The sequence below is a fragment of the Paenibacillus thiaminolyticus genome, assembly GCF_003591545.1.
Classification (GTDB): domain Bacteria; phylum Bacillota; class Bacilli; order Paenibacillales; family Paenibacillaceae; genus Paenibacillus_B; species Paenibacillus_B thiaminolyticus_A.
Map to the genome: position 1 here is coordinate 23845 of NZ_QYZD01000004.1, position 13818 is coordinate 37662.

At 55.5% G+C, this 13818-nt stretch carries 14 protein-coding genes; 8 read left to right on the forward strand and 6 right to left on the reverse strand.

Annotated features, from left to right (window positions below; genetic code table 11):
- The first annotated feature begins 854 nt into the window (after positions 1 to 854).
- From DQX05_RS06510 to DQX05_RS06525, 4 genes are read left to right on the forward strand one after another with little or no spacing between them, the layout of a single operon-like run.
- On the forward strand, positions 855 to 1445 hold the full coding sequence (locus DQX05_RS06510; protein ID WP_119791966.1) for a bifunctional transcriptional activator/DNA repair enzyme AdaA: 591 nt from the start codon (positions 855 to 857) through the stop codon (positions 1443 to 1445).
- On the forward strand, positions 1429 to 1977 hold the full coding sequence (locus DQX05_RS06515; RefSeq protein ID WP_119791968.1) for a methylated-DNA--[protein]-cysteine S-methyltransferase: 549 nt from the start codon (positions 1429 to 1431) through the stop codon (positions 1975 to 1977). The genes DQX05_RS06510 and DQX05_RS06515 overlap by 17 nt, the downstream gene beginning before the upstream one ends.
- A complete protein-coding gene (locus DQX05_RS06520) occupies positions 1970 to 2686 on the forward strand; it encodes a 2OG-Fe(II) oxygenase (protein WP_119791970.1) in 717 nt (238 codons plus the stop codon). Before DQX05_RS06515 ends, DQX05_RS06520 begins: the two co-directional genes overlap by 8 nt.
- Before the next feature lie 12 nt (positions 2687 to 2698).
- Complete coding sequence (locus tag DQX05_RS06525; protein ID WP_119791972.1) at positions 2699 to 3517, forward strand: SPL family radical SAM protein; 819 nt, start codon at positions 2699 to 2701, stop codon at positions 3515 to 3517.
- A gap of 172 nt (positions 3518 to 3689) precedes the next feature.
- Here DQX05_RS06525 and DQX05_RS06530 read toward each other — a convergent pair whose 3' ends face one another.
- The 5 genes from DQX05_RS06530 to DQX05_RS06550 form a co-directional block, all read right to left on the reverse strand.
- Complete coding sequence (locus tag DQX05_RS06530) at positions 3690 to 4373, reverse strand: DNA alkylation repair protein (protein WP_119791974.1); 684 nt, start codon at positions 4371 to 4373, stop codon at positions 3690 to 3692.
- Between the two features lie 75 nt (positions 4374 to 4448).
- Positions 4449 to 5066 carry a DNA-3-methyladenine glycosylase family protein gene (locus DQX05_RS06535; protein WP_119791976.1) on the reverse strand — a complete coding sequence of 206 codons (618 nt, stop codon included), beginning with the start codon at positions 5064 to 5066 and terminating at the stop codon, positions 4449 to 4451.
- Positions 5038 to 5265, reverse strand: a complete 228-nt coding sequence (locus tag DQX05_RS06540; protein ID WP_119791978.1) for a hypothetical protein — start codon at positions 5263 to 5265, stop codon at positions 5038 to 5040. Before DQX05_RS06540 ends, DQX05_RS06535 begins: the two co-directional genes overlap by 29 nt.
- 64 nt (positions 5266 to 5329) lie before the next feature.
- Positions 5330 to 5734, reverse strand: coding sequence for a protein kinase family protein (locus DQX05_RS06545; protein ID WP_119791980.1), 405 nt, complete (start codon positions 5732 to 5734; stop codon positions 5330 to 5332).
- 18 nt (positions 5735 to 5752) lie between these two features.
- Positions 5753 to 6541, reverse strand: coding sequence for a class I SAM-dependent methyltransferase (locus DQX05_RS06550; RefSeq protein WP_119791982.1), 789 nt, complete (start codon positions 6539 to 6541; stop codon positions 5753 to 5755).
- A 301-nt stretch (positions 6542 to 6842) separates the two neighbouring features.
- Here DQX05_RS06550 and DQX05_RS06560 point away from each other — a divergent pair, with 301 nt between their 5' ends.
- The 4 genes from DQX05_RS06560 (at position 6843) to DQX05_RS30585 (ending at position 12537) form a co-directional block, all read left to right on the forward strand.
- Complete coding sequence (locus tag DQX05_RS06560) at positions 6843 to 8051, forward strand: tetratricopeptide repeat protein (RefSeq protein ID WP_119791985.1); 1209 nt, start codon at positions 6843 to 6845, stop codon at positions 8049 to 8051.
- 53 nt (positions 8052 to 8104) lie between these two features.
- On the forward strand, positions 8105 to 10090 hold the full coding sequence (locus tag DQX05_RS06565) for a DUF4339 domain-containing protein (RefSeq protein ID WP_147385159.1): 1986 nt from the start codon (positions 8105 to 8107) through the stop codon (positions 10088 to 10090).
- 61 nt (positions 10091 to 10151) lie between these two features.
- Positions 10152 to 11624 carry an ATP-binding protein gene (locus DQX05_RS06570; RefSeq protein WP_119791989.1) on the forward strand — a complete coding sequence of 491 codons (1473 nt, stop codon included), beginning with the start codon at positions 10152 to 10154 and terminating at the stop codon, positions 11622 to 11624.
- A 745-nt stretch (positions 11625 to 12369) separates the two neighbouring features.
- Positions 12370 to 12537 carry a hypothetical protein gene (locus tag DQX05_RS30585; RefSeq protein ID WP_182914644.1) on the forward strand — a complete coding sequence of 56 codons (168 nt, stop codon included), beginning with the start codon at positions 12370 to 12372 and terminating at the stop codon, positions 12535 to 12537.
- Between the two features lie 424 nt (positions 12538 to 12961).
- On the opposite strand, the gene DQX05_RS06585 is transcribed toward DQX05_RS30585, so the two are convergent.
- Entirely contained in the window at positions 12962 to 13798 is an 837-nt protein-coding gene (locus tag DQX05_RS06585) for an ABC transporter ATP-binding protein (RefSeq protein ID WP_119792401.1), read from the reverse strand.
- Between the last annotated feature and the right edge of the window lie 20 nt (positions 13799 to 13818).

Sequence of the window (13818 nt, forward strand, 5' to 3'; positions counted from 1 at the left end):
CTCTCCCATCGGGTCAGGACAGTCTTCCATTTCTGCTCTTTACTTCACTCTCCCATCGAGTCAGGATAGTCATCTTATTTCAGCTCTTTGCTTCACTCTCCCAACGAGTCAGGACAGTCTTCTATTTCAGCTCTTTGCTTCACTCTCCCATCGGGTCAGGACAGTCTTCCATTTCTGCTCTTTACTTCACTCTCCCAACGAGTCAGGACAGTCTTCCATTTCTGCTCTTTACTTCACTCCCTATCGGTTCCGACTCATTCATGGTTTCCATAACTAGATAATCAGCAAATGTATTTTGTTCAATGCTAAGAACCTTCCCGTGCTCAAATTCTCGGGTTCTGGTTCTTAGTAATACTTCTTATATGGATGTTTTTGCTTTCTTTCTGAATTTTGGGGAGTCCTAGCATGGTGGACTTCCTGAATCATCGGGAGATTGGCTATATAGAGATCCGGGTATATTCACTTCCTGACCCATGGGGAGACTGGTTATAAGGAACTCCGAACATATGGGACTCCCTGACCCAAGGGGAGATTGGGTATAAGCAACTCCGAGCATGTACGACTCCATGACTCATGGGGAGTTTGGACGGCACGGATTCCGGCCCCGCGGCGCTAGGCCGGGGATCATGCGCTTTCCACCAGGAAGTCATTATTTTCATGCTATCCGGATTCCGCGCAATTTGCGTGAACAGAAGGTCTTTTTCGTTTTTTCATGCGGAAGCATCTGCCTGTGCCGCTCCAAGCGTAGTCTGAAGTATAATTGCTTTATACAATTTCGGTATCTTGCTATTCTATTCGTATTCCCGTACAAACGCCTATTTCGAAGGATATACTAGGGATGGAGGTGAGCGCCCATGCCGGAGCCTGTAACCGATGAAATGTGGCATGCCATTGTCAGCAATAACAGTGCTTATGACGGTCAATTTTGGTACGCCGTGAAGTCAACGGGCATTTTTTGCCGCCCTTCGTGCAAATCCAGGCCGCCCAAGCGCGAGAATGTCGGCTTTTTCCGTAGTCCAGAAGCGGCGCTGTCCGCGCATTACCGTCCATGCAAGCGCTGCAAGCCGACCGGACAGCGGCTGCCGGATGATGAATGGATTGCGATCGTGACTGCGTATATCGACCGGAACTACGCGGAGAAGCTGACGCTCCACCGACTGGCTGAGATCAGTCACGGAAGCCCCTATCATTTGCACCGGATTTTCAAAAAAATCATGGGCGTAACCCCGGTTGAATATGTTCAGCGGCGCCGGATCGGTCAAGCCAAGGAACTGCTTCGATCAACGAAGCTGGCGATCGCCGAGGTTGGGGAGTGCGTCGGGTTGGCCAATCCCCCCTACTTCATTACATTGTTCAAGCAGACTGCCGACTGCACCCCGGCCGAGTACCGGAAGCGGCAGCAGGAGGCTGCGAAGGAGGATATCGACTATGGAAAAGAAGGCTGACACACCCATCTATTGGTCCGTTGTCGCGAACGAGGAGTGGAATCTCATCATTGCGGCGACAGACACCGGACTCTGTTATGTCTGCTCTCCGGAACAGCCGCTCGCCGCCATCGCCGAATGGGCAGTTCGCCGTTGGCCGGGCAGGCCGCTGCAGCGGGATGACGGGAAGCTGCAGCCGTATGCGAAGGAGCTTGCCGGCTATCTGCAAGGCAAGCAGCACAGCTTCGCCATGCCGTTGGACTTGCAAGGAACGCCTTTTCAATTGGCGGTCTGGCGGGCGCTATGCGGAATTCCGTACGGGCAGACGCTGTCCTATTCGGAGCTTGCCGAGCAGCTTCAGCGTCCGTCGGCTGTTCGGGCCGTCGGAACCGCCATCGGGGCCAACCCCGTCCTCATCACCGTTCCTTGTCATCGCGTCATCGGCAAGGACGGAGCGCTGACAGGCTACCGCGGCGGGTTAGACATGAAGGCGAAGCTGCTCCGGTTGGAGCGAGAAGTCCTGACCGCAGAGGGAGAGCAGATGCATGCTTGACCGCCTGACTGAACGGATGTCACAGCTCGATTGGAGTTCCGTCCGGCGATCATTGGACGAGCACGGCTACGCGAAGCTTCCGCTGATCTTAGATGCCGCCGCCTGCGAGCATATTATCGGCACCTACGCGGAGGAAGCGAATTTCCGCAAGACGATTGCCATGGCGAGATACCGCTTCGGAATCGGAGAGTACAAATATTATGATGCTCCGCTTCCGCCGCTGCTGCAGCAGCTTAGAGAAACGCTGTACCCGGGCCTGGCCCGGATAGCGAATGACTGGACGGAGCGGCTAAGGGGCTGCGCGTCAGCATATCCGGAACGGCTTGCCGAATTCCTGGAGCGCTGCCGCGAAGCAGGCCAGATCCGCCCTACCCCGCTCATCCTGAAATATGAAGCGGGAGGCTACAATTGCCTCCATCAAGATATGTACGGCGATGTCTTCTTCCCCTTTCAGGTTGTATTCGCGCTGAACCGCCTGGGGGAAGATTATAAGGGAGGCGAATTCCTGTTGGTGGAGCAGCGGCCGCGGGCGCAGAGCCGGGGGCACGCCCTGTCGCTGGCGCAAGGAGAAGGGCTCGTCTTCCCGACGAATCATCGCCCGGTGCAAGGCCGCCGCGGGTATTATCGAACCGGGGTTCGGCATGGCGTCAGCACGGTTACGGAAGGCACGAGATATAGTCTGGGCATCATCTTCCATGATGCGAAATAAAGGAGGACGGACATGAAGCCGGCATGCACTTATAAATCACCGAAAACCATACTTAATAAAGGCACGGGGGTCCTATCGGGCTACAGCCACTCGCTTAATCCTTATACAGGCTGCTCATTCGGCTGCTCCTACTGCTATGTGCGCCGCATGCCGGTGTCGATCTTCCGCGACGAGGAATGGGGTACCTGGATCGATGTCAAGCAGAACGCGGCCGAGCTGTTCCGGAAGGAATACCGGCGGGCGAAGGAGAAAGGACCTGTTACCATCTTTATGTCATCCAGCACCGATCCGTATCAGCCAATCGAGCATCAGGAGTGCATTACCCGTTCGCTACTGGAGGCTATGGCCGAGTGTCCGCCCGACTTCTTGCTCGTGCAGACGCGCAGCCCGCTCGTGCGCAGAGATATCGACCTGCTGGTCGGGCTTGGCGATGCCGTTCGCGTCAGCATGACCGTGGAGACGGACCTTGAAGAGATACGCAAGCACTTCTCGCCCCAAGCTCCACCCATTCCGGCACGGCTCAAGACGCTCGAGCTGCTGGCGGAAGCCGGCGTGCCGGCCCAGGCCACGATCGCGCCAGTACTGCCGAGCAGCGAAGCGTTCGGGTCCGTGCTCCGCCCGCTCGTGAAGCGGGTATGCATCGACGATTATTTTATGGGCGACGGAAGCGGCGGAAAAAGAACACGCCAATTGAACATGCAAGCGTTATACCGGCAGCTGGGACTGGAGGAATGGTATCATCCCTCCGCCTATCGCATCGTCTATGACCGGCTGCGGCGGCATTTTTCCGAAGAGGAACTGTTCATCAGCCAGGCGGGATTCGAGCCTTGACGCTCTATGTCGTGGTTGAGCCTGGAGACATACCCGGGGTAAAAATCAAAGAAGCAGAGCCGCTTCGGCATGTTTGCCGAAATGGCTCTGCTTCTTTGCGTTATGCAGGCGACAACCGCCTTCCCGCTGCCGGCGATTTGCGTTCCCGAGAAGCGCATCGCGGCACAACTCCTTACTTCCGCTTCATGCTTCGAATCAGCGCTTTCGTCTCCGGAGCGACGCGGTATGACTCCGTAATCTTTTGCAGCGCTTTATTGTAGGTGAAGTCGTCGAGCGAATTGCTTCGCAAATAGTCCATGGTGATGTCCGGCAGCTTCACGAAGCAGATCGACACGGCCCAGGCTACCGCCATTTTGACATAGTAGCCCTCGTGCGTAATCCGATCCAGCCGCCCCAGCACATGGTGGATATAAAGCTCATCGATATAATAATTCAGGAGCATCACGACGCCGAAGCGAATGTCGTATTCCTCGTCCGATTCGAGGTAAGGCTGGATGAACTCCCAGACCTGCTCTTTATGCGAGGAGGCGAATTTTAACCCCGAGCAGAAGCTGTCGCATACGGACCAGTTGTCGATCTTGGGCACGAATGCCGCGACGTGAAGCAGAATCTCCTCCACATCCGCCTTGGCGCAACCAATCACCATACCCTGCAGCATCACTTCCTCGAAATAATCGCTGTCCGCCTGTGCCAAATAAGCCCGCCAGTCGCCCTTGGCAATGTTCCGGGCGAGCTTGCGCAGCTCCGGCAGCCGCACCCCGACAACATTATTAATATTCGGAATCAAGGAAGCGGAAAATTTCCGGTATTTCTCATCCGCCAGCGCCATAATCTGTGCTCGAATCGTGGTATCCATGTCTAATCTCCTCCGCTTGCTTTTCATGACGTCCGCCTCGTTCCCGCCCGCCGTCCGGCCAGGCGCCGAGCCGTTTTATTCAAAAGATAAGACCCACAAGTAAATGGAAGCGACCGAACCGTACGGCGAATATGCCTGCCGATATCGATCGAACTGCGCCTTCTTCATCGTGTCGAGACCATATAAGGCCATCATGCCGCGGCGAATCGCGATATCGCCCCAGCTCACGACGTCCGGCCGCTCCAAAGCGTGAATAAGCAGCATCTCGGCCGTCCACTTCCCGACTCCGGGCAGCGTCATTAAGCGGGCGGTTGCGTCTGCATCGGATAAGCGATGCAACTCCTGCAGGTCGAATTCGCCATTCGCGACCTGCAGGGCTATCTCGCGAATGCGCTCCGCCTTCGTCATCGGCATGCCGCAGCCTTGAATCCGTTCAGCCGGCTGCGCTGCGAGATTCTGGGGAGAGATATCCCCCAGACGCTCGTGCATCCGTTCCCAGACGGTGTTAGCCGCCTTCACGGAGACAAGCTGGCCCACGATAGCGTGAACGAGCGCAGCGAACGGATCGGGCATAATGACGCGCTCCACCCGGCCGAGGCGGGCCATCGCAGCCCCAAGCGCCGCATCGGCGCTTCGCAAATAATTGATTTCCCGCTCCCCGTAGTCAAAATACTTCGTCACGACGTTCCCCAATCCGCTCCCCTCCTCCGTTAGGATTATGATCTTGCGGTTCGTAATAATCTTGCCCGCGGAAGCCGTTGAACACGGATACGAGTCCGCACAGCCGCAGCCGCTCTTCGTCCACCCGTTCCCTTCCATAGGCCTCGATGAAGCGCTCCGCATAGCGGTCGCTCCCCAGGTTGAATTGCAGCGACACTCGCATATCCCGCATGCCGGAGCAGGCTCATCTCCGCCTTGCCATTCCGGTAATTCTCCTCCGCCCGTCTGACCATTTCCTACAACCCGTTCGTACAGGGACAGTCCGTGCCGGGAAGCCGATGGAAATAGGACAAGCTGTCGGCAAATACGTCGCACAGCCGGGATGGCTCAGCGATATATTCGGAACTGGCCGCATCCGCGCCGACGATTCGATCGGTGATGAGACAATCCCGGAAAACGTCGGTCCTGTACATTCTTACGTTCGGACAGACACCGAGCTTGGATAGATGCGCCGTCATTCGCTCTTCGTTCTCCATCTGCCCCGCAGCGGTCACCTTCACATAAAAAGAATCATCCGCGCGATCCACCCGATACACGGCGGAGCGGGGTTTGTCCTTCACGACCGTAACAGCTGCTTCCCTGCAATACGCCTGCACCGCTTCCGGATAAGCTGCGAACCTGACTATCGCGTCTCTGCTCATCTCCAACCCCTTCCGCCGTTAGCTAATAGCCCGTACGAGATATTGTTCATACGTCGCCGGCAAGCCTTGAGCCGTGGCATGGCGGCGGAAAGTCGCTTCAATGCCGGACAAAGACTCATCGATAATCTTCGCGATGAGCGCAGGCGATTGTCCGAAGCAGCGAATGCGGATCACATCCATCGGCTCATGCAAATATTGAACACTGGTGACGGTCTCGATCTCAACCTGCCTCAGCCTTCCCTGCTCCAGTCGATGCGCCAGGCGATCGAGTATAGGGGTTCCGTCCGGAGATCGCTCGAAAAATCCGGGGAACAAACGCGGCAGTTCCATCGACATCCGATCGCCCGGATGAAGCGCGAGAATGTGCCCGCCGGGCTTCACGACTCGGGCAATATCCTGATAGCATGAGGTCGGACCTCTGCGATTGTAGGCGCAATCGAATTCCCCGTCCGCGAACGGAAGCCGTTCCTTCGTATTGGCGGTGACGAAGGCGACATTGGGCGGAGGCTGTTCCCTTCCGGACGCGATGAAGCCGCTCGTCACATCCAAGCCGATGATTCGCTTCACGCTCGGAGCCCATTGGGCCGTGAATTCCCCGTGGCCGCAGCCTACGTCAAGCACGATGCGATCGTTGACCATTTCTCTCACTTCCTGCTCGAATCGAACTTCGGCATTCGGTTCCGTTATCGTCGAATTCCATGAATACGCATATGCTCCGGATAAGGCCGCGATTTGATCGTACCAGGCGAAGGAGTGCGGCGGAAGCCATTCCTGGTGAGTCCTTGGATCTTCCAGCTTCGGGTACACATGAACACCTCCGGATACAAATTGAACCTGCCCATTTCAAAAGTACATCAAGTCTACCATCCCTTTTGGAAAAATCAAGACCGGTATCTTGCGTTTCTAATGGCCGCTGCCGTCGATAAACACCTCAACTCGCCGCTAAAGAACGAGGTGATTTCCGCTAATTTATTCGGGAAGAAGGTATCCCCGCATATTTTGCCGAAAGATGTAAGGTATGCCCAGACGGACCCGTCTGCAAGGCTGCGCGGGCATGAGCCCGGGGTATAGGAAGTACATACCGATGCCGACAGGAGAAGGATGAGGAATGAGCGAGACAACAGAAAGCGAAACCATAGAATTGGATGATGATTGGGAGCTGGAGAAACAGCTATACCTGAAAACGGACGATTTGACGAATGCAGGCAGACACGAGGAAGCGATCGCGAGCGCCGTCGAGATGCTGCGCTATTTTCCCCAGCACGAAGGTGCATTATATCTGATGTCATTATGTTATCTCCGCATGGAGCGGTATGGAGAAGCGGAGAATACGGCGCGCGAGCTGCTCGCTGCTCATCCAGGCGCGGAAGCGGGCTTGGATCTGATGGGCATGCTTTGCTATGAGACAGGTGACTTTAGACAGGCGGCGGACTATTTCAAGCATTGTGTCGAGTTGAACCCGGAATCCCCTTATTATCGAAAATGGCTGGCCAGAGCATGGTATCAAGGCCTGGATCGTGATCGGGCCTTCCAACGGTTCGGCTACAAGCTCCGGCCGGATTACGGCTCCCAAGTGAACAAGGCCATCGCGATGCTGCATGAGGCGCTCCGGCTGGAGCCCGATTCCGAATCGCATTTTCTGATCTCCCTGTGCTATGAAGCGCTGCGCATTCCGGAAAAGGAATTCGAACATCTGAAGGAGGGCATTCTCCTCGATCCAGAGCATATCAACCTTCATGTCCGCCTTGCTTGTCATTACATGATGTATGGCGACTTGGGCTCCGCCCAATCTCATTGCGAGCTGGCGCTGATGCTGGATCCGAATTATTCGGATGCGCTCACGGTGGAACAAACGATCGATACCTACCGTCAAAATGCTAAAACGTATTACAACGCCAAACAACAATATTGGAAGGCCATATGCCGGATACATCCTGCAGAAGCTGACCATTGGCGGCTGGCTGCTCAGATTCACTTGGACTACGGCGCCCGGCCGTTGAAGGAACTTCGAACCTATTTGAAGCTGGAGCCCAACGACTTGGAGATGCAGGTCACCTATGGGAAGCTGCTGTATGACGACAAACAGTACTTGGCGGCGGAGCGGCATTTCCGCAAGCTGGACACGGTATATCCGGGCAACGTCCATATTCAATCCTGGCTGGATACGATATCCCATATGAATCGGATCAACCTCTATTCCGCTCCGGTTCGAAGATGGTTGTACCGTTGCTTGATTCACTATCCGTACTGGATCTTGCTATTTTTGCTTGTCGCGCCTTTTTATCTTATCGGGCAATTGTTTACAAGACGGAAATAAGAAAGGTCTGCTAGATTCGGTGCAAGGATATCAGGAAAGGAGTCGCAGTATCTGTGGAGCATTCTACAGCATTCATTCAAGCGTTAAGAGAAGCTTGTTCACCTTATAACGGGGATAAATGTTATCCCGAAGAGATCCCCGCTCACATTCTCACGAGAGTAAGGCAAAAATTCGACGTGCCGGTTGACGAGCGGCTGATCGCTTTTTACGATTTCACGATTTTCGGATACGGGAAGGACGGGATCGCCATCGGCGTAGGCGGGTTCTATTGCAAAGAAGTATGGACCAAAACCTTCATCCCATGGATAAAAGTCGCCAAACTCAAAACGATTGAAATTCAAAAGAAAAACCTGGTTCTCGATTCGTTTCTCCAACTCGGCCTGTCCTCCTCGCCTATGCCCGGCGAGCAGTTGGCAGCGTTAGTGACCCGGCTGCGGGATACGGCGCTCGAGTTCGCTTCACAGGAGGCTTCGGGGCCTGAGAAGGAGCGAAGCGACGCGCAGGACAAGGAAACGCTGCATGAAGCGCTGCTTCGCGTCTGCCAGACTTATCACCGGAACAAAGTCTATCTTCACCCGATTCCCGATGACTTGCTTAGCCCCGTTCGTATCAGGTGCAATATCCCGCGGGACGAGACCGTGCTCGCCTTTTTTGATTTCACGATTTTCAGCAAAGGCAAGGGCGGGATCGCGTTCACCGAAGAGGGAATATACTGGAGGGTCATCACGATAAACTTCCTGTCCTGGCGGCAGTTCACTCCCCCGGCCCGGGTGCCTTCCGATGATACGACGCTGCATTTGGCCGGGAACGAGATCAATTTGCTTGGCAGTCCGCTCAAGCATGCGGAATGGATTGACCTGCTCATCGATATCGGTGAACTGCCGCAATTGGCCGCTGTGCGCCAAGATGCGGGGACGCTGCATTCGACGGGTTCGGGAGACGGCCCGGAAGAAGCGATATCCCTGCGGCAGGCGATACTGCGAGTCTTGCAGCCGTACGGCGGCGCTGTCATTTATAAGAAAGCATTGCCGGAGAAAATGAATGAACGCGTAATGAAAAATTATCCGCTTCCTGCGGACTGGGCCGTCTGGGCGTATTTCGATTTTGCGCTTATCAGCAAAGGAAAAAATGGTGTCGTGTTCACTGATCAGGGTTTTTATTGGAAAGGGCTCTCGGAAGGCTGCGTTTTTATCCCTTGGCACCGGCTCCGTCAAGTCAAGTTAGATTTTTTGCCCAAAAAGGAGAATTTGGTTCTGGATGGCGAAGAAACGTATTCTGTCAGCGGCAGTTCGATCGATGGAGCGGAATGGCTCGATATGCTGAACAAAATTAAGGCGCTGCCTCAGTTGGCCGGGCTTGACGCTCCGATTGCTGCCGTCTACCCTAGCGATACTTATCCTCTGCTAGATGTTGAGTTCATTGCAGCGGTTTGCCGCGCGCATTCTTTTTTTGACAAATTGAATGATTACGATATGGACGGAGAGAAAGAACAGCTTATCCGCGAGCATTTCCGCATCCCCGGCACGGAACCGCTGTTGGCGTTCCGCAAGACCGAGCCGGGAACCCCGTGGAAATACGGCTTGACCATCACGGGACGGGCCATTTGCATTTGCAACGATACGCTCTACTGCAAGCGGGCGAGAGCCGCTCTCCCCCTGGCCAGATTGCCTGAATTGCAATTCACTGTGCGCAACAAATCGATCTACGTCGGCGAAGAAGAAATTTTCCGCCGCGGAGACGCCGCTTCGCTGCTCGCTATGCTCAGCGATCTCCAAGTGTATGCGGCATCGCTGACGGCTGCGGATAATCCGGTGCGCTACCCTTATGACGCTTCCTACGCGCCGCGCTGGAATCTTCCGGTGCGGAATACGGAAGAGGAGCGCTGGATTGTGGCGGAAGGCGGAATGCTCCGCGGCGTGCATAGCGAATCGGAACTGAAATGGGCCGCGGACACGGGACAACTCGATCCGGCACGTACCCGCTGCTGGAAAAAAGGGTTGCCGGCATGGATTTCGGTAGAAGCTGCCGGCTTTGTCTAATCGTGAAGGATATATCGATAGAACATCATAATGAGGAAACATAAGCAAGGAGATGAAGAAGATGGACAGGCTATCTTTTTTACAGCGCATGGCACAGCAGCATCCGAACGATGCGGAAGCGATCTACTGGCTGGCCGCGGAATACGCGGCACGCGGACAATGGGTGAACGCGATCGGGCAATACAGCGCCGCGCTTGCCGTCTGCGCCGACGATGCGATCCGCTCCGCCTTGCTGGCGGGGCTGACGGAAGCGACTGCGCGGCTGCAGCATGGCGGCGGTTCGGCAGAGCAGCCCGCAGCGGCCGGGAACGCAGGCAGAGAGGCCGGCGCGGGAAGCTACGGGCCCGATGCCGAAGCGCTGCCCGGCGCGGGAAGCAGCGAATCAGGCCCCGAGTTCCGGACTGGCATGGGAAGCAGCGAATCAGGCCCCGAGTCCCGGACTGGCGCGGGAAGCAACGAATCAGGTGCCGAGTCCCGGACTGGCGCGGGAAGCAACGCGCCGGAATCCGAAGAGACAGATGAAGATGACGGGGAAATCGAGGTTGAGGATGTCGCGGACGAGGAATGGGAGGCTGCTCAAGCTGGCCATGCGGCCGTCTTCGCCCGTTCGGGCATCGGTCTGCAGGTGCTGGATGGCGGAAAATCCGCGGCGGCTCCGCCAGCGGGAGCGTCTCACAAAGTGACGTTCGCGGATGTCGCCGGCTTGCAGGAACTGAAGAAGACGATCCAACTGCGCATTATCAGTCCGTTCCAGAACCAGGGACTGTTCTCCAAGTTCCGCAAAAAGGCGGGCGGAGGCGTGCTTCTGTACGGACCGCCGGGCTGCGGCAAAACGTTTATGGCCAAGGCGACCGCGGGCGAATGCCGGGCTGCGTTCTTCCCTATTCATATTGCGGACATTTTGGACAAATACATCGGCGTCAGCGAGCAAAATCTGCGAGACTTATTCGACAACGCGCGTGCGCATAAGCCGAGCATTCTGTTCTTCGACGAAATCGATACCGTCGGCTTCAACCGCTCGAAGTCTTCGTCCAGCATGCGCGGCATGATCGATACGTTCCTAACCGAGATGGAGGGCATCGATACGAGCACGGATCATTTACTCGTCATCGGCGCGACGAACATGCCTTGGGACGTCGATGACGCGCTCAAGCGACCCGGCCGCTTCGATCGGCTTGTCTTTGTCGCGCCTCCAGACGAGGAAGCGCGGGAGCATATGTTCCGCTTGAAGCTGGAAGGCCGCTATATCGAAAACATCGACACCGTGCGGCTGGCGAGCCGGACCGAATTTTTCTCCGGGGCGGACATAGAGCATTTATGCGAGAGCGCGGCCGAGCGGGTGCTCGGGGAAATTCTCGAATCCGGCCAGGAGCGTCCGATTCGGATGTCCGATTTCGAAGCGCTGCTGGAGACCGCGCGCCCGTCTACGCTGGAATGGCTGCGCAAAGCGAAGAACTACGTCAAATACGCCAATCAGGCCGGGGCATACAATGACGTGGAGGATTATTTGCGCACATACGGCCGGCGGATTTAACTCATCAACAATTAGGGACTGTCCCATCAGCTTGAATGACGCAGGGCAAGACGGGATAACAGAGAAGGCAGAGGCCGGAAAGACAGCGGCGGGACGAGTTGCGGAATGAGCTGCGGGACGAGTATCGGGATGAGCAGCAGGATGAGCAGCAGGACGAGTAGCAGGATGAGCAGCGTAGATGAGCAGCGGGTTGAGTATCAGGATGAGGAGTAGGATGAGTAGCGGGTTGAGTATCAGGATGAGGAGCAGCGGGAGGAGCAGCGTAGATGAGTAGCAGGGTGAGCGGCCGAAGATGGTTGAGGCAGCCAATCCTGCATTTGTGCAGCAATTTACGCTCTTTCAGCCCCTGCCTGATGAAATTCCTGCAAAACTACATTATTTTCATCGATTTTTGTCTTTTGCCCACTGCACAGTCACAAATTGATGCAGTTTTCAGGCCGTTGGAAAAACCCTGTTTTTTACGAAGGGGGTGGAGATGTCCATTTACACAATCAAAACTTGGCACTCAGAGCGTTTTAAGTCGATTTTTTCTACTGAGAGACGAGATCCACCATATAAAAAATGAAGTATCAAAAATTCCCATATAATTCTCAACGGCCTGATTTTACGGGATCCAAGAGACCGCGTCGGATCCTGGGGGCATCATCGCCTTCAGGAAGCATCATTGCCTTCTGGAGGCATCGTTGCCTCCTGGGGCTTGAACGTGTGGAGGGAATTGCTGCTATTTTACAGGAATTTCGGCTCAATGAGTCCACATCCCGAGGAATTGCTGCAAATCTACATCATTTTAGGCCCTTTTGCTTCAAGCTCAAGCGAAACGGGTGAAATTCCTGCAGTTATGCAGGATTCCCTTTCTGGTAAAGTCGTCCATATCGAATTGCTGTATTTGCGCAGGATTTCGCTTACCGAATAGGCGTAGAAATCGTGCAGTTTTGCGGATTTCGCCTACCGGATAGACGTGCCTAGGGAAATGGTGCAGTTTTCAGGCCGTTGGAACCTTCCCTGTTTTTTACGATGGGGTGGAGATTTTCCATTTTCCTACTCAAAACTTGGACCCATAGCGTTTAAATCGATTTTTTCTACTGAGAGACGAGATCCACCACATAAAAAATGAAGTGCCACAAAATCCCTTGGACTTTCTCAACAGCCTGAGTTTTGCAGGACTTCCGGTAACGGAGAGCGCGACATAAAGAAAAACTGCACTTTTACAGTATTTTTAGCCACTTCGCTGTGAGCCGGGATCAGGGGCGGGGCTGTCTCCCTGTAGCTAAAGCTACTTATGGACAACCCCTTCCTTGTGCCTCCCTTTCCCTTCTGCTTCATGCCGTCCTCAGTACTCATGCCGTGTCAAGGCTTCGCTCCAACGCACCGGTCTCCACAGCCGAGCAGCCCGCCAATTCATAAGGCAAGCAGAGCGGAACGCCAGTCCTCGGATCAGGCACGATATCGGCCTCGATGCCGAAGACCTCCCGCAGCACCTGCGGTCTCATCACTTCTGCCGGCGTTCCCTCGCCGACGACCGTACCCGCTTTGATCGCGACCATATGCTGGGCATAGCGGGAGGCATGATTCAAGTCGTGGACGACCATGACGATGGTGCGGCCTTCTTCCCGATTCAGCTTGTGCAGCAGTTGGAGCACTTCCAGCTGATGGGCCATATCAAGAAAGGTCGTTGGCTCGTCAAGGAACAGAATGTCCGTCTGCTGGGCCAGCGCCATCGCAATCCAGGCACGCTGCCGCTGGCCTCCGGACAGTTGATCGACGGGGCGGTCGCGGAAGGCGTTCATGCCCGTCATTGTGATCGCCCAAGCGACGGTATCCCGATCCTCCGCCGATAACGAGCCGAACCCCTTCTGATGCGGGAAGCGGCCGTATCCGACCAACTCGGCGACGGTCAGTCCGTCCGGGGCCGACGGATTCTGAGGCAGGATGGCAAGCTGCTTCGCCACCTCCTTCGTCGACATGGAGTGAATGGATCGGCCGTCGAGCAGCACGCCCCCCGAGCTGGGCCGCATGATGCGGGCCATTGCTTTCAGAATCGTGGATTTCCCAGAGCCGTTCGCTCCGACGAGGGCCGTTATTTTGCCGTGCGGAATGGACAGGTTCAAATTTTGCACAATCGCCCTCTCGCTATAACCAATGTCGAGCTTCTGTGTCTGAAGCCGTTCCTTCATCATCGTACTGCTCCCTTCGC